The organism is Limimaricola cinnabarinus, from assembly GCF_002723615.1.
Lineage (GTDB): Bacteria > Pseudomonadota > Alphaproteobacteria > Rhodobacterales > Rhodobacteraceae > Limimaricola > Limimaricola cinnabarinus_B.
In genome coordinates this window covers 1-21,453 of record NZ_KZ304965.1, presented here as the reverse complement: position 1 = coordinate 21,453, position 21,453 = coordinate 1, and the positions used below count along the sequence as shown (strand labels likewise).

The 21,453-nt window shown below is 70.0% G+C and carries 23 protein-coding genes and 1 tRNA gene; 19 read left to right on the top strand and 5 right to left on the bottom strand.

Annotated elements, in window-relative coordinates:
- Positions 1–107: 107 nt before the first annotated feature.
- The 11 genes from CJ301_RS13415 (at position 108) to CJ301_RS13365 (ending at position 10,153) form a co-directional block, all read left to right on the top strand.
- Complete coding sequence (locus tag CJ301_RS13415) at positions 108–1,487, top strand: aminotransferase family protein (protein WP_099277898.1); 1,380 nt, start codon at positions 108–110, stop codon at positions 1,485–1,487.
- 77 nt (positions 1,488–1,564) lie between these two features.
- On the top strand, positions 1,565–1,924 hold the full coding sequence (locus tag CJ301_RS13410; protein WP_099277897.1) for a DsrE family protein: 360 nt from the start codon (positions 1,565–1,567) through the stop codon (positions 1,922–1,924).
- Between the two features lie 105 nt (positions 1,925–2,029).
- Entirely contained in the window at positions 2,030–2,803 is a 774-nt protein-coding gene (locus CJ301_RS13405) for an SDR family NAD(P)-dependent oxidoreductase (protein ID WP_099277896.1), read from the top strand.
- A complete protein-coding gene (locus tag CJ301_RS13400) occupies positions 2,800–3,687 on the top strand; it encodes a 2-dehydro-3-deoxygalactonokinase (protein ID WP_099277895.1) in 888 nt (295 codons plus the stop codon). The genes CJ301_RS13405 and CJ301_RS13400 overlap by 4 nt, the downstream gene beginning before the upstream one ends.
- The gene (locus CJ301_RS13395; RefSeq protein ID WP_099277894.1) at positions 3,684–4,289 is read left to right on the top strand and encodes a 2-dehydro-3-deoxy-6-phosphogalactonate aldolase; all 606 of its coding nucleotides are present in this window, start codon (positions 3,684–3,686) and stop codon (positions 4,287–4,289) included. The genes CJ301_RS13400 and CJ301_RS13395 overlap by 4 nt, the downstream gene beginning before the upstream one ends.
- Positions 4,286–5,149: an SMP-30/gluconolactonase/LRE family protein gene (locus CJ301_RS13390; RefSeq protein ID WP_099277893.1), complete on the top strand. Its 864-nt coding sequence runs from the start codon at positions 4,286–4,288 to the stop codon at positions 5,147–5,149. The genes CJ301_RS13395 and CJ301_RS13390 overlap by 4 nt, the downstream gene beginning before the upstream one ends.
- Entirely contained in the window at positions 5,146–6,108 is a 963-nt protein-coding gene (locus CJ301_RS13385; RefSeq protein WP_099277892.1) for an aldose epimerase family protein, read from the top strand. Before CJ301_RS13390 ends, CJ301_RS13385 begins: the two co-directional genes overlap by 4 nt.
- A 155-nt stretch (positions 6,109–6,263) precedes the next feature.
- Positions 6,264–6,425 (top strand): hemin uptake protein HemP, encoded by a 162-nt coding sequence (gene hemP, locus CJ301_RS13380; protein ID WP_162620532.1) that lies wholly within the window; start codon positions 6,264–6,266, stop codon positions 6,423–6,425.
- Positions 6,426–6,689 (top strand): DUF1289 domain-containing protein, encoded by a 264-nt coding sequence (locus CJ301_RS13375; protein ID WP_099277890.1) that lies wholly within the window; start codon positions 6,426–6,428, stop codon positions 6,687–6,689.
- A gap of 91 nt (positions 6,690–6,780) precedes the next feature.
- Complete coding sequence (gene deoC / locus CJ301_RS13370) at positions 6,781–7,773, top strand: deoxyribose-phosphate aldolase (RefSeq protein WP_099277889.1); 993 nt, start codon at positions 6,781–6,783, stop codon at positions 7,771–7,773.
- Positions 7,774–7,786: 13 nt separating this feature from the next.
- Entirely contained in the window at positions 7,787–10,153 is a 2,367-nt protein-coding gene (locus tag CJ301_RS13365; RefSeq protein WP_099277888.1) for an aldehyde dehydrogenase family protein, read from the top strand.
- On the opposite strand, the gene CJ301_RS19260 is transcribed toward CJ301_RS13365, so the two are convergent.
- Complete coding sequence (locus CJ301_RS19260; RefSeq protein ID WP_099277887.1) at positions 10,141–11,763, bottom strand: GTPase family protein; 1,623 nt, start codon at positions 11,761–11,763, stop codon at positions 10,141–10,143. The genes CJ301_RS13365 and CJ301_RS19260 overlap by 13 nt on opposite strands.
- The gene (locus tag CJ301_RS13355; protein WP_099277886.1) at positions 11,760–12,788 is read right to left on the bottom strand and encodes a GTPase domain-containing protein; all 1,029 of its coding nucleotides are present in this window, start codon (positions 12,786–12,788) and stop codon (positions 11,760–11,762) included. The genes CJ301_RS19260 and CJ301_RS13355 overlap by 4 nt, the downstream gene beginning before the upstream one ends.
- Positions 12,789–12,946: 158 nt before the next feature.
- Here CJ301_RS13355 and CJ301_RS13350 point away from each other — a divergent pair.
- The 6 genes from CJ301_RS13350 to CJ301_RS13330 all read left to right on the top strand — a co-directional run bounded on the left by CJ301_RS13350 (position 12,947) and on the right by CJ301_RS13330 (position 16,613).
- Positions 12,947–13,023: transfer RNA gene (locus tag CJ301_RS13350), tRNA-Met, on the top strand.
- A 673-nt stretch (positions 13,024–13,696) separates the two neighbouring features.
- Complete coding sequence (locus CJ301_RS13345) at positions 13,697–14,026, top strand: hypothetical protein (protein ID WP_162620530.1); 330 nt, start codon at positions 13,697–13,699, stop codon at positions 14,024–14,026.
- A gap of 72 nt (positions 14,027–14,098) precedes the next feature.
- Positions 14,099–15,514, top strand: a complete 1,416-nt coding sequence (locus CJ301_RS13340; protein WP_099277884.1) for a multicopper oxidase family protein — start codon at positions 14,099–14,101, stop codon at positions 15,512–15,514.
- Between the two features lie 20 nt (positions 15,515–15,534).
- The gene (locus CJ301_RS13335; RefSeq protein WP_099277883.1) at positions 15,535–15,966 is read left to right on the top strand and encodes a DUF411 domain-containing protein; all 432 of its coding nucleotides are present in this window, start codon (positions 15,535–15,537) and stop codon (positions 15,964–15,966) included.
- A gap of 57 nt (positions 15,967–16,023) precedes the next feature.
- Positions 16,024–16,152, top strand: a complete 129-nt coding sequence (locus CJ301_RS19255) for a hypothetical protein (protein WP_282026067.1) — start codon at positions 16,024–16,026, stop codon at positions 16,150–16,152.
- Between the two features lie 8 nt (positions 16,153–16,160).
- Positions 16,161–16,613, top strand: a complete 453-nt coding sequence (locus tag CJ301_RS13330; RefSeq protein ID WP_254050156.1) for a c-type cytochrome — start codon at positions 16,161–16,163, stop codon at positions 16,611–16,613.
- A 1-nt stretch (position 16,614) separates the two neighbouring features.
- Here the strand turns inward: CJ301_RS13330 and CJ301_RS13325 are convergent, their stop codons facing one another.
- Positions 16,615–16,893 (bottom strand): metal-sensitive transcriptional regulator, encoded by a 279-nt coding sequence (locus tag CJ301_RS13325; protein WP_099277881.1) that lies wholly within the window; start codon positions 16,891–16,893, stop codon positions 16,615–16,617.
- Between the two features lie 167 nt (positions 16,894–17,060).
- Between CJ301_RS13325 and CJ301_RS13320 the strand changes: the two genes are divergently transcribed.
- Complete coding sequence (locus CJ301_RS13320; RefSeq protein WP_099277880.1) at positions 17,061–19,412, top strand: heavy metal translocating P-type ATPase; 2,352 nt, start codon at positions 17,061–17,063, stop codon at positions 19,410–19,412.
- Positions 19,413–19,502: 90 nt separating this feature from the next.
- On the top strand, positions 19,503–20,399 hold the full coding sequence (locus CJ301_RS13315; protein ID WP_099277879.1) for a DUF305 domain-containing protein: 897 nt from the start codon (positions 19,503–19,505) through the stop codon (positions 20,397–20,399).
- 211 nt (positions 20,400–20,610) lie between these two features.
- On the opposite strand, the gene CJ301_RS13310 is transcribed toward CJ301_RS13315, so the two are convergent.
- Both CJ301_RS13310 and CJ301_RS13305 read right to left on the bottom strand, forming a co-directional pair.
- Positions 20,611–20,886: a hypothetical protein gene (locus CJ301_RS13310; protein WP_099277878.1), complete on the bottom strand. Its 276-nt coding sequence runs from the start codon at positions 20,884–20,886 to the stop codon at positions 20,611–20,613.
- Positions 20,887–20,928: 42 nt separating this feature from the next.
- On the bottom strand, positions 20,929–21,453 hold a 525-nt coding region (locus CJ301_RS13305), incomplete at its 5' end, for a hypothetical protein (protein WP_216823297.1).

The following is a 21,453-nucleotide window of genomic DNA, read 5'->3' as shown; positions in this document are numbered from 1 at the left end:
CTTTTTTTCCCAAACGGTAAATTTTGGGCGCCGCGGCCTTCGTGTTTTGCTTGACCGTCCCCGCCGCCCGGTCAGAGTGGGCTGCGACACCTGCCAGCGAGGCCCCCATGGACGATCTGATGCATAACGACCCCGCCCGCGTCATCGAGGCCGACCGCGCCCATGTCTGGCACCACATGATCCAGCACCGCGCGCTGGAGACGACCGATCCGCGCATCATCGTCGAGGGGCGCGGCATGCGGGTCTGGGACATCACCGGCAAGGAACATCTCGACGCGGTGTCGGGCGGCGTCTGGACCGTCAATGTCGGCTACGGGCGGGAACGCATCGCCGACGCGGTGCGCGAGCAGCTGGTGAAGATGTGCTATTTCGCAGGCGCGCAGGGGACCGTGCCCGGCGCCCGCTTCGCCGAGGCGCTGATCGCCAAGATGCCGGGGCTGTCGCGGGTCTATCTCGCCAATTCCGGCTCCGAGGCCAATGAGAAGGCCTTCAAGATGGTGCGCCAGATCGCCCACAAGCATCACGGCGGCCGCAAGTCCAAGATCCTCTACCGCGAGCGCGACTATCATGGCACCACCATCGCCTGCCTCTCGGCGGGCGGGCAGCAGGAGCGCAACGCGCAATACGGCCCCTTCGTGCCGGAGTTCGTGATGGTCCCCCATTGCCTCGAATACCGCGCGCAGGACGGGCTCGCGGGCGAGGATTACGGCCTGCGCGCCGCCGAGGCGATCGAGGAGGTGATCCTGCGCGAGGGGCCCGACACGGTGGGCGCGCTCTGCCTCGAGCCGATCACGGCCGGTGGCGGCATCATCCTGCCGCCCGAGGGGTATTGGCAGAAGGTGCAGGAGATCTGCGCCAAATACGACATCCTGCTGCATATCGACGAGGTGGTCTGCGGCATGGGGCGCACCGGCACATGGTTCGGCTACCAGCAGTTCGGCGTGAAGCCGGATATCGTCACCATGGCCAAGGGCGTCGCCTCGGGCTACGCCGCGATCTCCTGCTGCGTGACCACCGAGGCGGTGTTCGAGAAGTTCAAGGACGCGAGCGATCCGATGGCGCATTTCCGCGACATCTCGACCTTCGGCGGCTGCGCCTCGGGGCCGGTCGCCGCGCTCGAAAACCTCGCCATCCTCGAAGAGGAGGACCTGCTCGGCAATTCCACCCGCATGGGCGCCTACCTGCAGGAGGGGCTGCAGGGGTTGATGGAAAAGCACGCGCTGATCGGCGATGTGCGCGGCAAGGGGCTCTTTGCCGGGGCGGAGCTCGTGGTCGACCGCGCCACGCGCGAACCGGTGGCGGAGGCGCTGGTGCAGGCGGTGGTGGCCGATTGCCTGAAGCAGGGCGTGATCATCGGCGCGACCAACCGCTCTGTGCCGGGCTTCAACAACGTGCTGTTGTTCGCGCCCGCGCTGATCGCGGGCAAGGCCGAGATCGACGAGATCCTCTCGGCGGTCGACGGCGCGCTGGGCCGGGCCGCCGGCTGAGCCGCGCTTGACCGACTCGCCATGATGGCGGTCTCCTGAAGCCCCGTTCCGCCGGGCGCATCACAAGGAGACCCGCCATGCCGCGCTTTCTCGTGCATATCCACACCGGCCCCGCCGATCCCAACAAGGCGACGCTGGGCTGCCTCGTCGCGCTCACCGCCGCGCGCAAGGGCCACGAGGTGACGGTGTTCTTTGCGGGCGACGGGGTGCATCTGCTCGCCCCCGATCATGCCGGGCTCGAAGGCGCGGGCACGGGGCGGCTCGGCGACCATCTGACCGGGCTGGCCGAGGCGGGCGCGCGGTTTCGCGTCTCGGGCATGTCGGCCAAGGCGCGGGGCTATGATGACGGCCTGCTCGAAGACCACCCGGCCGAGTTCGCCATGCCCGAAGTGCTGGTCGATCTCGCCCATGCGGCCGATACCGTCCTGGGCTACTGATCCCGATATGTGAAACCGCTGTCCGTATTGTGGTACGCCCCCTTGTATCCCGCGCCGCCGTGGTGACACTCTGGACGCACCGCGAAACAGCAGCGAGTGAGCACCATGACGGGCGCAGAGGCGATCCATCCCGACCTGAAGGAGGCGTCGGTCTTCCTCACCGGCGGCGCGAGCGGCATCGGCGCCGCGCTGGTCGAGGGCTTCCTGCGCCAGGGCGCGCGCGTGGCCTTCTTCGACCGCGCCGACGCCGCCGGGACGGTGGAGGCGATGGAGGCGCGCACCGGCAACCGGCCGCTCTTCATCCAGGGCGACGTGACCGACACGCCCGCGCTTATGGCGGCGATCGACAGCGCCGCGACCACCCATGGCCCGGTGACGGTGCTGGTTTCCAACGCCGCCAACGACACCCGCTTTGATGCGCAGGATCTCACCGAAGCGGAATGGGACGCCTGCCTCGACGTGAACCTCAAGCCCTATTTCTTCGCCGCGCAGAAGGTCGCGCCGATGATGGAGGCAGCGGGGGGCGGCGCGATCGTCAACATGTCCTCGGGCAGCTACCTGATGGGCGTGGCGCGCCTCGCGCCCTATGTCGCCTCCAACGCCGCGATCATGGGAATGACCCGCTCCCTCGCGCGCGAATGGGGCGGGCGCGGCATCCGCGTCAACGCCGTGGCGCCGGGCTGGGTGATGACCGAGCGGCAAAAGGACCTCTGGGCCACGCCCGAGGCGCAGGAGCGGCACCGCGCGCAGCAATGCCTGCCCGAGCTGATGCAGGCCGAGGATCTCGTCGGCGGCGTGCTGTTTCTCGCCTCGAAAGCCTCGCGCATGGTCACCAGCCAGATGCTGGTGATCGACGCGGGCGTGAGCATGACAGGATGAGCGCGCCGGACTGGATCGCGCTCGACTGGGGCACGTCGCGGTTGCGCGCCTGGGCGATGCGCCGCGACGGCACGGTGATCGAGGCGCGCGAGGCCGAGCGCGGCATGGGCGGGCTCGCCCCCGACAGCTTCGAGCCGGCGCTGCGCGAGACCTGCGGCGACTGGCTGGGCGAAGGCGTGCCGGTCATCGCCTGCGGCATGGTCGGCGCGCGGCAGGGCTGGGTCGAGGCGGGCTATGCCCGCGTGCCCTGCCCGCCGCTCTCGGCCGCGCTCACCGCCGCGCCGGGGCGGCTCGACGCGTGGATCGTGCCCGGCCTGTCGCAGGCCGACCCGGCGGATGTGATGCGCGGCGAGGAGACGCAGATCGCGGGCTTCCTCGCGCTCAATCCCGGCTGGGACGGGGTGCTCTGCCTGCCGGGCAGCCATTCGAAATGGGCGCATCTGAGCGCGGGCGAGGTGGTGAGCTTCCGCAGCTTCATGACCGGCGAGCTCTTCGCCGCGCTGTCGCGTCACACCGTGCTGCGTCACTCGGTCGAGGCGGAGGGCTGGGACGAGGCGGCCTTCGACGAGGGCGTGGCCGAAACGCTGTCGCGCCCCGAGCGGCTGGCCTCCGCCCTCTTCACGATCCGCGCCGAGGACCTGCTGCGGGGCGGCGACGCCGCCGCCGCCCGCGCCCGGCTGTCGGGCCTTCTGATCGGGGCCGAGCTCGCGGCGGCCAAGCCCTACTGGCTCGGCCAGCAGATCGGCGTGATCGGCGCGGGAGGTCTCGCCTCGCTCTACGTGCGCGCGCTGGGCACCCAGGGCGCCCCCGCCACGCAGGCCAACGGCACCGCCGCGACGCTGGCGGGGCTCACCGCCGCATGGAAGCAAAGGACGCAAGCATGACCCGACCGCTGATCGCCATCCTGCGCGGCATCACCCCCGATGACGCCGTGGCCGCAGCCGAAGCCCTGATCGAGGCGGGCATCACCGTGATCGAGGTGCCGCTCAACTCGCCCCGCCCCTTCGAGAGCATCCGCCTCATGGCGGAGGCCTGCGGCGCGCGGGCGCTGATCGGCGCGGGCACGGTGATGACGCCCGCGCAGGTCGAGGAGTTGCGCGAAGCGGGCGGGCGGCTCGCGGTCTCGCCCAACATGGACAGGCAGGTGATCCGCGCCACGATCGCCGCCGGGATGGAAAGCTGGCCCGGCGTGATGACCCCGACCGAGGGCTTTGCCGCGCTGGCCGCCGGGGCCACCGGGCTCAAGCTGTTCCCGGCGAGCCTGATCGGCCCCGAGGGGCTGAAGGCGATGCGCGCGGTCTACCCCAAGGAGGCCCGCATCTACGCCGTGGGCGGGGCGGGCGCGTCGAATTTCGGCGACTGGATCGCCGCCGGGGCCGACGGCTTCGGCCTCGGCACCGCGCTCTACACCCCCGGCCTGCCGATCGAGGAGATCGCCGCGCGCGCGAGAACCATCACCGCCGCCTATGACGAGGCCGTGGCATGACCGAGCTGTCCACATTCGAGGTCTTCGACGACACCTCCTGCGTGCTGGGCGAAGGCGCGCTGTGGCACCCCGAGCGCGAACAGCTCTTCTGGTTCGATATCCTCGGGCGGCGGCTGCACACGCCCGGCCGGCACTGGGTGTTCGAGGACATGCCCTCCTGCGCGGGCTGGGTCGACCGCGACACGCTGCTGGTCGCCACCAACAAGGCGCTGGTCCGGTTCGACATCGAGACGGGACGGCAGGAGGTGGTCTGCGATTTCGACGCCGACAACCCCGTCACCCGCTCCAATGACGGGCGGGCCGATCCGCATGGCGGCTTCTATATCTCGACCATGGGGATCGACGGGGAAACCGGGGCGGGCGCGCTCTACCGCTATTATCGCGGCGAGCTGCGGCAGATCCGCTCAGGCATGACCATCCCCAACGCGATCTGCTTTCCGCCCGAAGGCGGCTTCTTCCACTACTCTGACACGCCGACCGGCATGATCATGCGCCAGCGCACCGATGATGAGGGCTGGCCCGTGGGCGAGGCGGAGGTCTTCGTTGACCTCAAGCGCGCGGGCCACAAGCCCGACGGCGCGGTGATCGATGCCGAAGGCACGCTGTGGAACGCGCAATGGGGCAGCGCCCGGCTCGCGGGCTATGACCGCGAGGGGCGCGAGATCGGCGTCCACCCCTGCCCCACCGCCTCGCAGGTCACCTGTCCGGCCTTCGGCGGGAAGGACATGAAGACGCTCTATCTCACCACGGCCTCAGCCGGGCTGTCGGAGGCCGAGATTGCCGACGCGCCGGATTCGGGCCGCACCTTCGCCGCCCGCGCCACCGCGCCGGGGCAGAGGGAACACCGGGTGATCCTGTGACCCCCTTCGGCACCGACGCGGCGGGGCGCGCGGTGCATCGCCTGCCGCTCTCGGGGCACGGGCTTTCGATCGATCTGCTGACGCGCGGCGCGATCCTGCGCGCGGTGCGGCTCGATGGGGTGGAGCGCAACCTGACGCTCGGCTCGGACGAGCTTGCCGATTACGACGGCGCGATGCGGTATTTCGGCGCCATCATCGGCCCCGTCGCCAACCGCATCGCCGGCGCCCGCGCCACCATCGACGGCGCGGAATACCGCTTCAGCGCCAACCACCACCGCGCGCTTCTCCATTCGGGCAAGCACGGCACGCAGTTCAAGGTCTGGGACGTGATCGAGACGGCCCCCGATGCCGCGACGCTGGCCGTCGACCTGCCAGATGGCAGCGACGGCTTTCCCGGCAATCGCCGGATCGAGGCGCGCTGGTCGCTCCATGCGCCCGCGACGCTGCGGCTTGAACTCAGCGCCAGCACCGACGAGCCGACGCTGATGAACCCGGTCAACCACAGCTACTGGAACCTGACCGGCGCGCCGACGATCCGGGGGCAGCTGCTGCGCGTCGCTTCCGAGCACTGGTTGCCCACCGACGACGAATCATTGCCCACCGGCGAGATCGCGCCCAGCGCCGGGAGCAGCCGTGATTTCCGCGCGCCCCGCCCTCTGGAGCCCGGCGAACCGCCGCTCGATCACAATTTCTGCCTGTCGCAAGACGACGCGGCGCTGCGCGAGGTAATGGAGCTGACCGGCGGCGGAATCTCGCTGCGCGTGGCCACCACCGCGCCGGGCTTGCAGGTCTATGACGGGCGCGACACCGACAAGGCCGGACTTGCCGCCCATGCCGGGCTGGCCATCGAAGCGCAGCGCTGGCCCGACGCGCCGCATCACCCGGCCTTTCCGAGCTTTCGCCTCCTGCCCGGGGAGAGGTTCCGGCAGGTCACCGAATGGCGCTTTGCCGCCCTCTGACACCCCCGTGACCAGCTTCGGGACGAGAGTCAGGACAGGCTCCTTCGCGGCCGATTGACAAACCCGATCAATTTGGTCAGCTTTGCCGCGACCGCATGCCAGCCCGACCGGGGTCAGCCGCGCCACCCGCGACCGAGGAGTTTGCCATGACGCCCATGACCGCCCTGCCCGACCCCGTTCGGGCCGAAGAGGCCGACCTGCCCGTGCATGACGCCCGCGCCCTGACCGCCGACGGCATTCGCGCCCGGATCACCCTCGACGGGCAGAGCTACGTGCTGCGCATCACCCGCGCCGGCAAGCTGATCCTGACCAAGTAGATGCCCAAGCTGCCCTCCCCCTGCATCGGCGTGTGCAAGTTCAAGCGCGGCGATCACTGCATCGGCTGCTCGATGACGCGCGAGCAGAAATCGCTGTCGAAGCTGGCCAAGAAGGGCAAGGCGCGGCGGGCGATGGTGACGCTGGTGATGGCGCAGCAGGCGGTGATGGGCGGCTACCGCCACTGGGACGCGGCCTATGCCAGGCGCTGCGCGAAAAAGGGCGTGGAGCCGCCCGAACGGCCCCAGCCATCCGGGACGACCTGACCTTTAAGACGGGTGCCGTCACGACGCCCTAGGCAGATCACCGTTATCTGTTAGACATTCCGGGTCCACCTTCATGGCCGGAGCCCGACCGATGACCACAGCCGCGCTGCCAGACCAGCCCGAGAGCCTTTCGAACCACCCCCGCAACCTCGGCACCCCGCTCGATGCCGCGATGTTCGAGGGCCGCGCCGTCAACCGCTCGGCCGCCGAGCGCCGCGCCGCGACGCTGACCACCCGCCGCTCGGTCAAGAAGACCCACCAGGCGGCATGGCTGGTCAACGCGATCCGCTGCATCGACCTGACCACGCTGGCGGGCGACGACACCGAGGGGCGGGTGCAACGGCTCTGCGCCAAGGCGCGCCAGCCGCTCGCCCCGCGCATCGTCGAGGGGCTGGGCCTCTCCGAGATGGGCCTGACCACCGGCGCGGTCTGCGTCTACCCGACCATGGTGCCGCATGCCGTGAAGGCGCTGCGCGGCACGAACATCCCCGTGGCCTCCGTCGCCACCGGCTTTCCGGCGGGGCTCATGCCCTTGCACCTGCGGCTCGAAGAGATCCGTTGGACCGTCGACCAGGGCGCCGACGAGATCGACATCGTCATCACCCGCGAGCATGTGCTCAAACGCGACTGGGCCGCGCTCTACGACGAGGTGGCGGCGATGCGCGAGGCCTGCGGGCAGGCGCATCTCAAGGCGATCCTCGCCACCGGCGACATCGCGACGCTGCGCAACGTCTATTCCGCCTCGATGGTGGCGATGCAGGCGGGCGCCGATTTCATCAAGACCTCGACCGGCAAGGAGGGCGTCAACGCCACCCTGCCCGTCTCGCTCACCATGGTGCGCGCGCTGCGCGATTACGGCGATGCCACCGGCCAGCGCGTCGGTTTCAAGCCCGCGGGCGGCATGAAATCCGCCAAGGATGCGCTCGCGTGGCAATACCTGATGAAGGAAGAGCTCGGCAATGACTGGCTCCAGCCCGACCTGTTCCGGCTCGGCGCCTCCTCGATGCTGGGCGACATCGAACGCCAGCTCGAACACCACGTCACCGGGCGCTACGCCGCCGCCCATCGTCATTCGCTGGCCTGAGGGAGAGCGCGTCATGAACACGATCACGGACATTCTCGCGACCATGGATTACGGCACCGCCCCCGAGGACAGCGCCATCGTGCGCGACTGGCTCAAGCAGCACGAGACCGGCTTCGGCCATTTCGTCGATGGCGCCTTCACCGGCCCCGGTGAGCTGTTCGAGGTCCGCGCCCCCGCCTCGGGCGAGCTGCTGGCCACGGTCACCCAAGGCAGCGAAGAGGACGTCGATGCCGCCGTGCAGGCCGCCCGCGCGGCGCAGCCCGGCTGGGCGTCGCTTTCGGGCCATGAGCGGGCCAAGTATCTCTACGCCATCGCCCGCCACGTGCAGCAGCATGCGCGCTTTCTGGCCGTGCTCGAAAGCCTCGACAACGGCAAGCCGATCCGCGAGAGCCGCGACGCCGACGTGCCGCTCGTCGCGCGGCACTTCTACCACCATGCCGGCTGGGCCGAGATCATGGAGGACGAGCTGCCGGGCACCGCGCCGCATGGCGTCTGCGGTCAGATCATCCCGTGGAACTTCCCGCTCTTGATGCTGGCCTGGAAGGTCGCCCCGGCGCTCGCCGCGGGCAACACGGTGGTGCTCAAGCCCGCCGAATACACGCCCCTCACCGCGCTGGCCTTTGCCGAGATCGCGGCCGAGGTGGGCCTGCCCAAGGGCGTGCTCAACATCGTCACCGGCGACGGGCGCACGGGGGCGGCCATCGTGGCGCATGAGGGGCTCGACAAGATCGCCTTCACCGGCTCGACCGAGGTGGGCCGCCGCATCCGCCGCGAAACGGCGGGCACGGGCAAGTCGCTGACGCTGGAGCTTGGCGGCAAGTCGCCCTTCGTGGTCTTCGCCGATGCCGATCTCGACGCCGCCGTCGAAGGCGTGGTCGATGCGATCTGGTTCAACGCCGGGCAGGTCTGCTGCGCCGGTGCGCGCGTGCTGGTGGCCGAGAGCGTCGCCAAGCGCTTCGAGGATCTCTTGGAGAAGCGGATGCGCCAGCTGCGCGTGGGCGATCCGCTCGACAAGAACACCGACATGGGCGCGATCGTCCACCCGGTGCAGCTTGAGCGCATCAAGGGCCTCGTCGAGAAGGGCGTCTCCGAGGGTGCCGAGCTGGTGCAGGGCAGCGCGCCCGAGGGCTGCTTCTTCCCGCCGACCATCGCCATGAAGGTGGAGCCCGCCTCGACGCTGGCGACCGAGGAGATCTTCGGCCCGGTCGCGACCGTGACCACCTTCCGCACGCCCGAGGACGCGGTGGCGCTGGCCAACAACACCCGCTACGGCCTCGCCGCCTCGATCTGGTCGGAGAACGTCAATCTCTGCCTCGACATCGCGGCGCAGGTGAAGGCGGGCGTGGTCTGGATCAACTGCACCAACGTCTTCGACGCAGGTGCCGGTTTCGGCGGCTACCGCGAGAGCGGCTTTGGCCGCGAGGGCGGGCGCGAGGGCATGATGGCCTACCTGACGCACCCCAAGCCGAAGGCGCGCAAGCCCGAGGCCGCCCCGGCCGCCCCCGTGGGCCAGCCCGGCGAGGCGCTGCCCGGCGCGGGCGCACGGATCGACCGCACCGCCAAGTTCTACATCGGCGGCAAGCAGGCGCGGCCCGATTCGGGCTATGCCTACCCCGTTCACGGCGGCAACGGCCCGGTGGGCCTTGCGGGCCTGGGCAACCGCAAGGACATCCGCAACGCGGTCGAGGCGGCGCACAAGGCCAAGGGCTGGGGCAAGGCGACGGGGCACAACCGCGCGCAGGTGCTCTACTACCTGGCCGAGAACCTCTCGGCACGGGCGGGCGAATTCGCCGAGCGGCTGGCCTCCTTCGGCGCCTCGAAGACGGCGGCGCAGGCCGAGGTCGAGACCGCGATCCGCCGCACCTTCTGGTACGCGGCGCAGGCCGACAAGTTCGACGGCGCGGTGCACCAGACCAAGAGCGCGCATGTCACGCTCGCCATGCACGAGCCGCTGGGCGTCATGGGCATCGCCTGCCCGACCGCGCAGCCGCTTCTGGGCTTCGTCAGCCTCGTGCTGCCCGCGATCGCCATGGGCAACGCGGTGATCGCCCTGCCGAGCCAGACGCATCCGCTGGCCGCGACCGACCTCTATCAGGTGTTCGACACCTCGGACCTGCCGGGCGGCGTGGTCAACATCGTGGCGGGCGAGCGCGACGTTCTGGCCAGGACGCTCGCGGAGCATGACGACGTGGCGGGCATCTGGTATTTCGGCACCAAGGACGGCGGTCTGATGGTCGAGGAGGCCTCGGCGGGCAACCTCAAGCAATCCTGGGTCGAGGACGGGGCGGCGCGCGACTGGCTGTCGAAGGACGGCCAGGGCCGCGGCTTCCTGCACCGTGCCACGCAGATCAAGAACATCTGGGTGCCCTACGGCGAGTGATCCTCAGGCGGCTTCGGCGTCTTGTCTCCACGCCCGGCCTCCGGCCGGGCGTCTTCGTTTCCGCCCAGGCGGCCCAGGAACTTGCCGCCGACGAGCTTTGCCCCCTGCCACAGCCCCCGCCCCGAGCGCGCGATCTGCGTGTCGCCCGCGCGCGCATGGCGCGCCGCGGTGAGCCGCAGGCGGTTGCGCTGCACCAGGAGGGCCTCGCTCACCGCGCCCGACAGCGCGCTGCGCACCGCGTCGAGGTTCCAGTCGGGCTCCTGCGCGCTGATCGGGCGGGGGCGCAGACCGCCCATGTCCTGCGCCATGGCATCCATCGCCTCGCCGATCCGGTCGCGCAGCTCCGTGGGCATCTGGTGCTCGGGATAGGGCCAGTCCGCTGCCAGCCGGTCGACCGCCGTGGCCACCGGCAGAAGCGGCGGGGGGCGGCGGTCGGGGTGCTCGGCGAACCACGCCTCGAACGCCTCGCGCAGCGCCACATCCGCCGCCCGGCCGGGCCGGTTGGCGCGCAGCACCCACAGCACCATGTCGCTTTGCGTCATCTCGTCGAGCAGCTGCTTCTGCCGCGCCTTGCTGCCGTCGAGGCCCTGGCTGTCCAGAAGCAGGCAATCGGTGCCGTCGATCGACGCCTCGTAGGCCATGATGCCCTCGGTGGTGGCGGCCATGTCGGTCTCGGTGCGGTCCTCGCCCAGAAGCGCGTTGATCAGCGTCGACTTGCCGGCGCTGACCTGCCCGACCACCAGCACCCGAAGCGGCGCGTCGGGCTGGGCGAGACGCGCGCGGTCGGCCCGGGTCTCCTCGAGCTGGAACTGCAACAGCTCCGCATCCGAAAACCTGAGCCGCCCGGAATAGAGCTCCACCGCGGCATGGGCGACCTCTTCGAGCAGCACCGCCTGCAGCACGCCCATCATCTGCGTGCCGAGATAGGCGGTGTTGCCCCCCGCCATCAGCCATTCCACCTCGCGCATCACGCCCTTGGCCGGGTTGAGCGCGAAGCGCAGCACCCGGTGACCGGCAAAGGCCGCGTCCATGGCAAGCTGCGCCCGGCCCCGGTGCTTCCAGATCCAGTGGATCGTGTGCAGCGAGATCCGGTCCGAGAAGGGCACGTGGCGGCGCAGATGGTCGCGGTAGCGCGAGGCGGCGCGCTCGGTCAGAAGCAGCGCCTCGGGCAGCGTGAAGTCGAGCGCCTTGCGGTCCTCCTGCCCCATGCCCTTGGCGATGTCGTCGATCACCGAAAGCGCCAGATCGGGCAGCTCCGTCCATGCCACGGATTCGGCCGTCTCGCGCTCGATCCTGCGGCGCGCGGCGCGAAAGGTCTCGCGCTCGGTCTCGGTCCAGACGGGGTCGGATTCGACCTTCATCTCTCCCATCAGCACCGATGGCGCCTGCGCGCCGCCGGGGCGGCGCCGGGCGAACCAGCGCATGGCGAAGGCCAGCGCCGCGACGCCGATCGACACGCCCAGATAAGGCAGCAGCCAGTCATGCTCGGTCAGCCACAGGAAGCCGAGCAGGAAGGGCACCAGGAAGGGCAGCGCCAGCGAAATCGCGATCAGCAGCCTGTCCCAGCGCAGCAGCGCGCCGCGCAGCCGGGCCAGCGGGCGCGGCTTCACCGCCGCTCCGCCCGGCGCAGCGCGTCGCGGTAGAGCGCGCGCAGCTCGGCCTCGGAGACGGGCGCGCCCGCCGCGGCCCCCGCGAGCCAGCGATGCGCCGCGCGCCCCAGCGCATAGGTGGCGGCGAAGCTCGCCGTTCCGGCCGCCGCTGCGCCCAGCGTCTGCCCGGCGACCGGCACCAGCTTGGCCGCCTGCCGCAGCGCATAGCCCGCCCCGAAGCGCAGCGCCGTGCCCAGCCCCAGCGCCGCCGCAAACTCGGCCGCGTGGCTGCGTGACCAGTCGACACCGTGATGACGCGCCAGAGCGCGCAGCATCGCCGCCTGCACCCCCGGCACGGCGACGGCGCCGACCAGCGGCGCAAGATCGGCCGCCGCCGCGGCCCCGGCATGGCGCAGCACCTCGCCGCGCACCGCCGCGAAGCCGTCTCCCTCCTGCCCCTCGCGCCCGAGCAGCAGCGCGACCTCGGGCATGGTCTCGCCCAGAAGATCGCACAGCTCTTCGAGCCCCTGCGCCCTGCCCGGTTCGAGCGAAATCTCGAGCCATGGCAGCGCCCCGCCCGCCGCCCGCTCCAGCCGGGCCTGCGTCGCCGCGCGGGCGCGAAAGCGCGCCTGCGCATCGGGCACCTCGGCGGCAGCCGTGTGCAGCACGATGACCCGGATGCGCGGCTTGCGCCGCCGGACCTCGCGCAGCGCGGCTTCGAGGTCGGACTGCACCGGATCGTCGAGCCGCGCCATGGCGAGGATCGCATGGCTGCGCGCTTCGCATTGCGCGAGATCCTCGGCCGCGTCATAGCCCGCCTCGCCCAGCCCCCTCGTGTCGAGAAACCGCATCAAGGGCCGATCGGGCGGGAAATCGAACACCGCGGCGCTGCGGGTGCAGGGCGCGAAGCCCGAACCCAGCTCGATCTCGTCGAGCCCCGTCAGCGCCCGCACCAGCGAGGATTTCCCCGCTCCCGTCCGCCCCAGCAACCAGACCACCGGCAGCGGGGATGCGGTCTGCTGTGTATCGGCGGAAGGATCGGACATGCGGCGAAGGGTCCTTTGGCAGGGATCGGAGAGGGCACTCAAGCACGCCCCTTGTGCCACGACAACGCCCCTCCCCGCCTACCGGTTCGCCGATGCGTTTTTTCGCGATTTTCGGCTTGACGCCCCCGCCCGCCTGTCATACTCCCAGCCTCGCTTCAGGCGGAGTAGCTCAGTTGGTTAGAGCAGCGGAATCATAATCCGCGTGTCGGGGGTTCAAGTCCCTCCTCCGCTACCATTCCCCCCCCAATCTTCTCGGTGACGTCCTCCCATAGGGGATGATCTCCGCGTGGCGGAAGCCCTTCCGAAGGTGCGCCGAAGTGGCGGGATCGCGCAGCACATTCATGGTATCCGGTTTTACGGGCGGAACGATCCGGTCGAAGAGCGGTCGTGGCAGGACTCTGCATCCCACGAGCTGCACGGGGCCTTTCGTCCGATGGGTGGCGTTTTCCTTCGGGTCATCAGGAGCCGTCCGATCTCCCGCCAGCCTGAAGGCAAGGGGATCATCATGCCTATGCCCCCCGCTGCCGGATTCGCTGCCGGATTCGCTGCTCTCGCGGTGATCCTGCGGTGGCCATGCGCCAGCATCTACCGGGGCATCAGGACCAAGATGCTTTCGCCCCCCGAAGCCGGGCAACTCCCCCCTCCGAAAGCTGTCCGAGACCATGGCGGCCATCGACCGCCACCAGCGGCCCGGACCAGCGCGCCGCGGCGCAGCTATCGAAGGGCGCGCGTCCCGACATGGCCGGAGCGCCGGTTTCCTGTAACGAGAGCATGTTCAGGAAGAGCGCAATCTGCGCCGGATCGGACGACCGGGCCAGCAAAGGGGCCTGCGCAGGTGCCGACGGGTTCGATCACTTCCTCGTCCTCCATACTTGCGCAAGCGACCGGATGCTGCCCATATGCGCCCCATGGCTCGCCTCTTCGCACTCTGCCTGTTCCTGATCGGGCTCTTGGCCCAATCCGTGCCCATCGCCGCCGAGGCGATGCCGGCCCTGCATGAGAACGCGGCAATGGCCGCGATGACGGAGTGTGCGGACTGTCCCGAGCAAGCGATGCCCGGCGACGATGCCTGCCACGGCGTGGGTGCCTGTGCGACCGGAGCGGCCGCGCTCGACCCGGTGTCTCCCGACTGGGCGTTCATGTCCCCGATCCGGGAGGTCCGGCGCGTTTTCGGTGGCGTGGCACCGATCGGAGGCTGCCCGCTGCCACTTCTGGAACCACCCCGCCGGCTGATCTGAAGCCGCCCGCCTGTTCCAGGGCGGGCCATTGCTGCGCGTAACGCGCGGCATCTTCCGATCAGGACTTCCCAGATGACCCATCTCACAGGCCTCTCTCGCAGAGGCTTCCTCTCCGGCGCCGCGGCGCTGGGCGGCGCTGCACTCCTGCCAAGCGCCGCCTCCACTGAGACTCGGCTCGAACTGACCGCCATGCGCGCGCAGGCGCAGCTCCTTGCCCCGCCCCGCCCGGCAACGCCGGTCTGGAGCTATGGCGGCGCCCTTCCGGGCCCCGAGTTTCGCTTCAGGCAGGGCGACCGCCTCAGCCTGCGCGCCCGAAACCACCTCGACAGGCCGACCAGCATCCACTGGCACGGGCTCCGCGTGCCCAACGCCATGGACGGCGTCGCGCATCTCACGCAGCCGCCGATCCCGCCGGGCGGGGACTTCCTCTACACGTTCGATCTCCCCGATGCCGGGACCTACTGGTATCACCCGCATATGGGCGGCGCCGAACAGCTGGGCCGCGGCCTCGCGGGCGCGCTGGTGGTCGAGGAGGAGACGCCGATCCGCGTCGACCGCGAGCTCGTCTGGATGCTGCAGGACTGGCGGCTCGGACCGGATGGCGCGCTCGTGCCCGGTTTCGACGGCATGCATGACGCGATGCATGGCGGCCGGATCGGCAACCATGTGACCCTGAATGGCCGGCCCGCCCCGCGCATCGCGGTCGCCCCGAACGAGCGGCTGCGGCTCAGGATCGTCAACGCCGCCACGGCGCGGATCTTCGCGCTCGATTTCGGAGCGCTCGCGCCGGTCGTCGTCGCGCTCGACGGCCAGCCGGTCGCGCCGCATGCGCCCGAGGGCGGCGCGGTGCTGATCGGTCCGGGCATGCGCGCCGACATCGTGCTCGACGCAAGCGGCGGGGCCGGGACGGAGACGCCGGTGCGCGATCTGTTCCGGCCCGACGGCGCCTATGAGGTCGCCACGCTGACGCATGGCGACACGCCGCTGCGCGCCCGCGCGCCGGGCTGGGACATGGCCCTGCCCCCGAACCCGCTGCCCGAGCCCGACCTTGCCGCCGCGACGCGCCACGAGGTCGTGTTTCACGGCGGGATGATGGGGCAGATGATGATGGGGGCGGACGCGCCCGCGATGATCGAACAGATGCGGCAGGGCCGAGGCTGGTTCGTCAACGGCCGCGCCGCGCAGGGCCATGACGACCCGCCCCTGATCGAGGCCGAACGCGGCAGCACGCAGCTGATCGCGATGGAGAACCGCACCGGCTGGTGGCACCCGATCCACCTGCATGGCCACATCTTCCGCGTGATCTCGCGCGATGGCCGACCGACCAAGCATCGCGAATGGCGCGACACCGTTCTCATGGCCCCCGAGGAGCGCGTCGAGATCGCGTTCCGGGCCGACAACCCGGGCGACTGGATGCTGCATTGCCACGTCCTCGCCCACCAGGCCGCCGGCATGGCGGCGCTGATCCGCGTCGCCGACGCGGCCTGACCAAGGAAAGGAAAACCAGTATGAAAATCTTCAGGACCCTCGCCACCGCCACCCTGTTCGGCCTCACCGCCCTGCCGGTGCTGGCCGGGACGATGACGCTCTACAAGGACCCGAATTGCGGCTGCTGCGCGGCGCATGCCGACTACCTGCGCGAGAATGGCTACGAGGTGGAGATCGTCGAGACCTACGACCTTGCCACCGTCAACAGGGAGGCCGGCGTTCCGCTCGGCCAGCAGGGCTGCCACACGGCGCTGATCGACGGCTACGCAGTGAGTGGCCACGTGCCTGCCGACATCCTGTCGCGCTTTCTCGCCGAAAAGCCCGAGGCGATCGGCCTCAGCCTGCCCGGCATGCCGATGGGCGCGCCCGGCATGGGCGACGACCCGGAGGCCGAGCTCGACGTGGTGATGATCGACGCCGAGGGCACGGTGCTGCCCTACCCGGTCGAGTGACGCCTTTCCGGCCGGCGCCACCGCGCGCCGGCCATCTTTCGATGATTGGAGACCCGGATGATGGGACCCGAAATGATGACCGCCATGGGCGGATGGATGATGTTCGGCATGGGCGCGGTCTGCCTGTTGGCCGTCCTTGTGCTGCTGCTCGCCGCGGCGGCGCTGATCAAGTATCTCAGGCAGTGAGGACAGGCATGGCACGACGTGGAACAGCGGTCCTCGTGACCGCCTCGGGAGCCGCGCTGCTGCTGGGCGTCGGCGCGCTCGCGCTCTGGCCCTCGGCCGCAGACGCGACCGGAGACGGCCGCCAGCTCTATCTCGACAATTGCGCGGCCTGTCATGGCGCCGAGCTCGAAGGGCAGCCCGACTGGCGCCAGCCTCTGCCCTCGGGACGGCTGCCCGCCCCGCCGCATGATGCGAGCGGCCACACCTGGCACCATCCCGACCGGGTGCTGCGCGAGATCATCCTGCGCGGCACCGCGGCGGTGGTCGGCAATGGCTACGAAAGCGACATGCCCGGCTTCGAGGGGCTCCTGACCGAGGCGGAGGTCGAGGCGATCCTCGACTATCTGAAATCGGAATGGCCCGAGCGCGAGCGCGCACATCAGGCGCGCGTCAGCGCGGCCGATGCGGCCGCCGGCGGCTGACCTAATCCCGCGCCTTTTCGAGCAGCGCCACCATCTCGCGGAACTTGGTGCGCTGCTCGTCCGGATCGCCCGAGAGGATCGCCGCTTCGAGGCAGTGATTGGTGTGACCCTCGATCAGGAGCCGCTCCACCGCCCTCAGCGCCGAGCGCACCGCCGCGGTCTGGGCCAGCACGTCGACGCAGTAGCGGTCGTCCTCGACCATGCGCGAGATCCCCCGGATCTGCCCCTCGAGCCGCGCCAGCCGCTTCTGGATCGCCGCCTTGTTCTGCTTATCCTGCATGGACTTGTCTCCAGCGAGGCCTTTCGCCTCCGACCCATGGAACCATATGCCCTCCGGCCCGTTCCGAACATACCCTATATGGGTATCTCGACGGCATATACCCATAGGGGGTATATTCGGGCATCGAGGCGCCGAGTCGGCGCTTCGGGAGCACAGGAGGACGCGCCATGGACCACAGCCGCCATGCGCATGCGCATCACCACGAACTGCCCGCCGACCGCAGCGCGACCGATCCGGTCTGCGGCATGTCGGTCGATGTCGAGACCGCGAAACACGTCTCCGAGCATGGGGGCGAGACCTATTATTTCTGCTCGGCCAAGTGCCGCGAAAAGTTCGACACGAGGCCCGAGGTCTTTCTCGACCCGGCACTGAAGGCCGCCCCGCCCGAGCGCGAGGACGAGATCTACACCTGCCCGATGCATCCCGAGATCGAGCAGGTCGGCCCCGGCTCCTGCCCGATCTGCGGCATGGCGCTGGAGCCCAAGGGCATCCCGATGACCGAGGGGCCGAGCGAGGAATACATCGATTTCCGCCGCCGCTTCGTGGTCGGCGCGGCGCTGACCGTGCCGCTGGCGATCATCGCCATGGGCCGGCATTTCGCGCCCGAGACCTTCGCCATCATCTCCGCCTCGTGGCTCGACTGGATCGAGCTGATCCTCGCCACGCCGGTGGTGCTGTGGGCCGCCCTGCCCTTCTTCGAGCGCGGCTGGGCCTCGGTCAGAAGCCGCAATCTCAACATGTTCACGCTGATCGCGCTCGGCGTCGGCGTGGCCTATGCCTATTCGGTCGTCGCCACCGTGGCGCCCGGGCTCTTTCCGCCGCAGTTCCGCGGCCATGAGGGCGAGGTCGGCGTCTATTTCGAGGCGGCGGCGGTGATCGTCACGCTGGTGCTGCTGGGCCAGCTTCTGGAGTTGCGCGCCCGCGAGCGCACCGGCGGCGCGATCCGTGCGCTTCTGGACCTCGCGCCCAAGACCGCGCGGCTGGTGGACGAACGCGGCGAGCGCGACGTGCCGCTCGACATGGTCCGCTCTGGCGACCGACTGCGCGTGCGCCCGGGCGAAAGCGTGCCGGTCGACGGCGTGGTGGCCGAGGGCCGCTCCACCATCGACGAGAGCATGATCACCGGCGAGCCGATCCCTGTCGAGAAGGCCGAGGGCGACGCGGTCACCGGCGGCGCGATCAACCAGACCGGCAGCTTCGTGATGCGGGCCGAGAAGGTCGGCGCCGACACCATGCTCAACCGCATCGTCGCCATGGTCGCCGAGGCGCAGCGCAGCCAGGCGCCGATCCAGAAGCTCGCCGACAAGGTCTCGGGCTACTTCGTCCCGGCCGTGGTCGGCGTGGCGATCCTCGCTTTCGTGGTCTGGAGCATTTTCGGCCCCGACCCGGCGATGGCCTTCGCGCTGGTCTCGGCCGTGTCGGTGCTGATCATCGCCTGTCCCTGTGCCCTGGGCCTCGCCACGCCGATGTCGATCATGGTCGGCGTCGGCAAGGGCGCAGGCCACGGCGTGCTGATCAAGAACGCCGCCGCGCTCGAACGCTTCGCCGCCGTCGACACGCTGGTGGTGGACAAGACCGGCACGCTGACCGAGGGCCGCCCGGCGCTGGCCGAGGTGGTAGCCGAGGGCATGGGTGAGGACGAGCTTCTGGGCCTCGTCGCGGCGCTGGAGGCACAGTCCGAGCACCCGCTGGCCCGCGCCATCGTCGAGGGCGCATCGGCGCGCGGCATCGCCCTGCCCGAGGTCGAGAGCTTCGACAGCACCACCGGCAAGGGCATTTCGGGCCGCGTCGCGGGCCGCAGCATCGCCATCGGCAATGTCGCGATGATGCGCGAGGCGGGCGCCGACACCGCCGCCCTGTCCGAGCGCGCCGACGCCGCGCGCCGCAGGGGGCAGACGGCGATCCTCGTCGCCGTCGACGGCCGCGCGGCCGGGCTCGTCGCCGTGGCCGACCGGATCAAGGAGACGACGCCCAAGGCGATCGCGGCGCTGCACGAAGAGGGCCTGCGCATCGTCATGCTGACCGGCGACAACGAGGTGACGGCCCGCGCCGTGGCCGCCGATCTCGGCATCGACGAAGTGATCGCCGAGGTGCTGCCCGCCGACAAGCAGGCGGCGATCCGGCGGTTGCAATCGGAAGGTCGGACCGTGGCGATGGCGGGCGACGGGGTGAACGACGCGCCCGCGCTGGCGGCGGCGGATGTCGGCATCGCCATGGGCACCGGCGCCGATGTCGCGGTCGAGAGCGCCGGCGTCACGCTGGTGCGCGGCGACCTGACGGCGCTGGTCACCGCCCGCCGCCTGAGCCGCGCCACGGTGCGCAACATCAAGCAGAACCTCGCCTTCGCCTTCCTCTACAACGGCCTCGGCGTGCCGGTGGCGGCGGGCCTGCTCTACCCCTTCACCGGGCTGCTGCTGTCGCCGGTGATCGCGGCGGCGGCGATGAGCCTGTCCTCGGTCTCGGTGATCGGCAACGCGCTGCGCCTGCGCGCCGCGCGGGTCGGCTTCGAGGCGAACTGAACCCATGGGGGGCGCCGCCGGGCCATGGCTCCGGCGGCGTCTCCTTACATGCAAGCGGGCCCCCGGTCCGGCAGCAAAAGGAGAGTATCCATGTCCTACTGGCGCTTCGCCGCGATGATCGCGACCTCGACGGTGGTGATGTTCGGGCTGATGTACATCAACACCTACGCCTTCGAGCACGTCTTCTTCAGCGAGACGCGAACCTACATGGCGCTCCTGATGGGCGCCGCGATGGCGGTGATCATGCTCAGCTTCATGCTGTCGATGTATGCCAGCAAGGCGATCAACATCGCGATCTACGCGGGCGCCGTCGTGGTGTTCGGCCTGACGCTCTGGCTGGTGCGCAGCCAGGAGACGGTGGACGACACCAGCTACATGGCGGCGATGATCCCGCACCACTCGATCGCCATCATGACCTCGGAGCGCGCCCAGATCGACGACCCGCGGGTGCGCAAGCTCGCCGACGAGATCATCGCCGCGCAGCGCAAGGAGATCGGCGAGATGCGCCATCTGATCGCCGATATCGAGGAGAACGGCATCGCCACCGACCCGGCTCTGGGTGAATCCGAAGCGCCAGCCGAGACGGGCACAATCGAGGAGGCGCTGGGCTCCGCGCAACTGGCCGGGCTCGACGTGGCGGGGCTGAAACCCGAGGAGATCGAGACCGCGCTGGGAAACAACGCGACCTGCGAATTCCGCCGCACCAACGAGGGCGAGCCGGTGCTGGCCATGGCCGGCGAGAGCGGCGCGATCAAGCTGTCGGGCGTGTTGATCCCGCTCGCCGCCGGCGCGCCTGTCGCCGCAGGGGCGCTGGATGACGGCGCGCGGTTCGCGGCCGAGGGGGTCGACATCTCCGTCATGCCCGACCCGGGCGCCGACTGGACCGACACCGAAGACAGCCTGCGCCGCGCCGAGGCCGAGATGGTGTTTCATCTCGAACAGGGCCTGCGCGTGGGCTATCGCGGCTTCCTCGACTGCGCTGCCTGAGCCCGGCGCGCCCCTGCTGCCCCGCGCTCTGCCACTGTCGGCAGGCCGCCCGCGCGGGGCAGCATGCGCATCGCGAAGGACAGGATCGACGCCGAGGACCACGCTTCTCCCGCTGCCTTTCGGAAAGCGCCGGATCATCTCGGTCTCGGCATGCGGCGCGAGCTATCGGTCCGAACCGCCGGGGCGGGGCTTGCCATCCCGGCGGCCCGGCTCAGGCAAACACCATCTGGCCCTCGTTGATGAAGGAGACATCGGCGAGGTCGTCGACGAACTTCAGGAAGACCATGTCGCCATCGCCGGCCAGTATGAGCTTGAGGCCGAGAACGATCTCGCCGAGACCGATCTCGTAATAGGAAATCTTGTCCCTATCGAGCCTGCCATTCGAGGTTTCGGCCCCGAAGACGAAGCGGTCCGCATCCGCGTCGCCTTTCATCTTGTCGAAGCGCCCTGCCCCGCTCACGATCAGGTCGCGCCCGTCGGTGCCCACCAGCTTGTTGCGCCCCGCCGTGCCGCCGGCAGATCGACGTAATCATCCGCCGTGTTGTCGCGGCCGTCCGCCCCCTGCCGGATCGCTTCGATCGGGTCTTCGCGCGCATAGGAGTTCAGATCGCCGAGGATCAGCTGGTCCGCGTCGCCCGAACCGGTCGGATCGGTGGCGAGCCAGTCGACGAGCGCTGCTGACCTTCATGCCCTCGTATTGCTCGAGCGCGGCGGCGTCCTCGTTGCCGCCATGGGCGGAGCGATCGATCACCGCCACGTCGATCAGCCCGGGATTGTCGCCCGCATCGGTGATCTCGATATCGGCACCGCGCTGCGCGGCGCTGATCTGGATCATGCCGAAGCGCTCGCCCACCGTGCCGGTCACCGCCACGATCTGCCCCTCCGCCAGCGCCGCGGCATCGGGCGCATAGACGAAGATGCCCTCCAAGGAGAGCGGATCGCCATCGCTCTGCGCGGCCTCCTCCTGCACGAAGAACCCGCTGAGATCGGCACCGTGTCGGGGCTTGCGGGTTCGGGTTGGCGTTGTTGTAGAACTCAGGCTTGAGGCGCAGTT

What these genes read in the sequence shown, in the direction of transcription:
- CJ301_RS13415 (WP_099277898.1), top strand. Translation starts at nt 108, where the DNA reads ATGGACGATCTGATGCATAACGACCCCGCCCGCGTCATCGAGGCCGAC.
- CJ301_RS13410 (WP_099277897.1), top strand. Translation starts at nt 1,565, where the DNA reads ATGCCGCGCTTTCTCGTGCATATCCACACCGGCCCCGCCGATCCCAAC.
- CJ301_RS13405 (WP_099277896.1), top strand. Translation starts at nt 2,030, where the DNA reads ATGACGGGCGCAGAGGCGATCCATCCCGACCTGAAGGAGGCGTCGGTC.
- CJ301_RS13400 (WP_099277895.1), top strand. Translation starts at nt 2,800, where the DNA reads ATGAGCGCGCCGGACTGGATCGCGCTCGACTGGGGCACGTCGCGGTTG.
- CJ301_RS13395 (WP_099277894.1), top strand. Translation starts at nt 3,684, where the DNA reads ATGACCCGACCGCTGATCGCCATCCTGCGCGGCATCACCCCCGATGAC.
- CJ301_RS13390 (WP_099277893.1), top strand. Translation starts at nt 4,286, where the DNA reads ATGACCGAGCTGTCCACATTCGAGGTCTTCGACGACACCTCCTGCGTG.
- hemP (WP_162620532.1), top strand. Translation starts at nt 6,264, where the DNA reads ATGACCGCCCTGCCCGACCCCGTTCGGGCCGAAGAGGCCGACCTGCCC.
- CJ301_RS13375 (WP_099277890.1), top strand. Translation starts at nt 6,426, where the DNA reads ATGCCCAAGCTGCCCTCCCCCTGCATCGGCGTGTGCAAGTTCAAGCGC.
- deoC (WP_099277889.1), top strand. Translation starts at nt 6,781, where the DNA reads ATGACCACAGCCGCGCTGCCAGACCAGCCCGAGAGCCTTTCGAACCAC.
- CJ301_RS13365 (WP_099277888.1), top strand. Translation starts at nt 7,787, where the DNA reads ATGAACACGATCACGGACATTCTCGCGACCATGGATTACGGCACCGCC.
- CJ301_RS13355 (WP_099277886.1), bottom strand. Translation starts at nt 12,788, where the DNA reads ATGTCCGATCCTTCCGCCGATACACAGCAGACCGCATCCCCGCTGCCG.
- CJ301_RS13345 (WP_162620530.1), top strand. Translation starts at nt 13,697, where the DNA reads ATGGCTCGCCTCTTCGCACTCTGCCTGTTCCTGATCGGGCTCTTGGCC.
- CJ301_RS13340 (WP_099277884.1), top strand. Translation starts at nt 14,099, where the DNA reads ATGACCCATCTCACAGGCCTCTCTCGCAGAGGCTTCCTCTCCGGCGCC.
- CJ301_RS13335 (WP_099277883.1), top strand. Translation starts at nt 15,535, where the DNA reads ATGAAAATCTTCAGGACCCTCGCCACCGCCACCCTGTTCGGCCTCACC.
- CJ301_RS19255 (WP_282026067.1), top strand. Translation starts at nt 16,024, where the DNA reads ATGATGGGACCCGAAATGATGACCGCCATGGGCGGATGGATGATGTTC.
- CJ301_RS13330 (WP_254050156.1), top strand. Translation starts at nt 16,161, where the DNA reads ATGGCACGACGTGGAACAGCGGTCCTCGTGACCGCCTCGGGAGCCGCG.
- CJ301_RS13325 (WP_099277881.1), bottom strand. Translation starts at nt 16,893, where the DNA reads ATGCAGGATAAGCAGAACAAGGCGGCGATCCAGAAGCGGCTGGCGCGG.
- CJ301_RS13320 (WP_099277880.1), top strand. Translation starts at nt 17,061, where the DNA reads ATGGACCACAGCCGCCATGCGCATGCGCATCACCACGAACTGCCCGCC.
- CJ301_RS13315 (WP_099277879.1), top strand. Translation starts at nt 19,503, where the DNA reads ATGTCCTACTGGCGCTTCGCCGCGATGATCGCGACCTCGACGGTGGTG.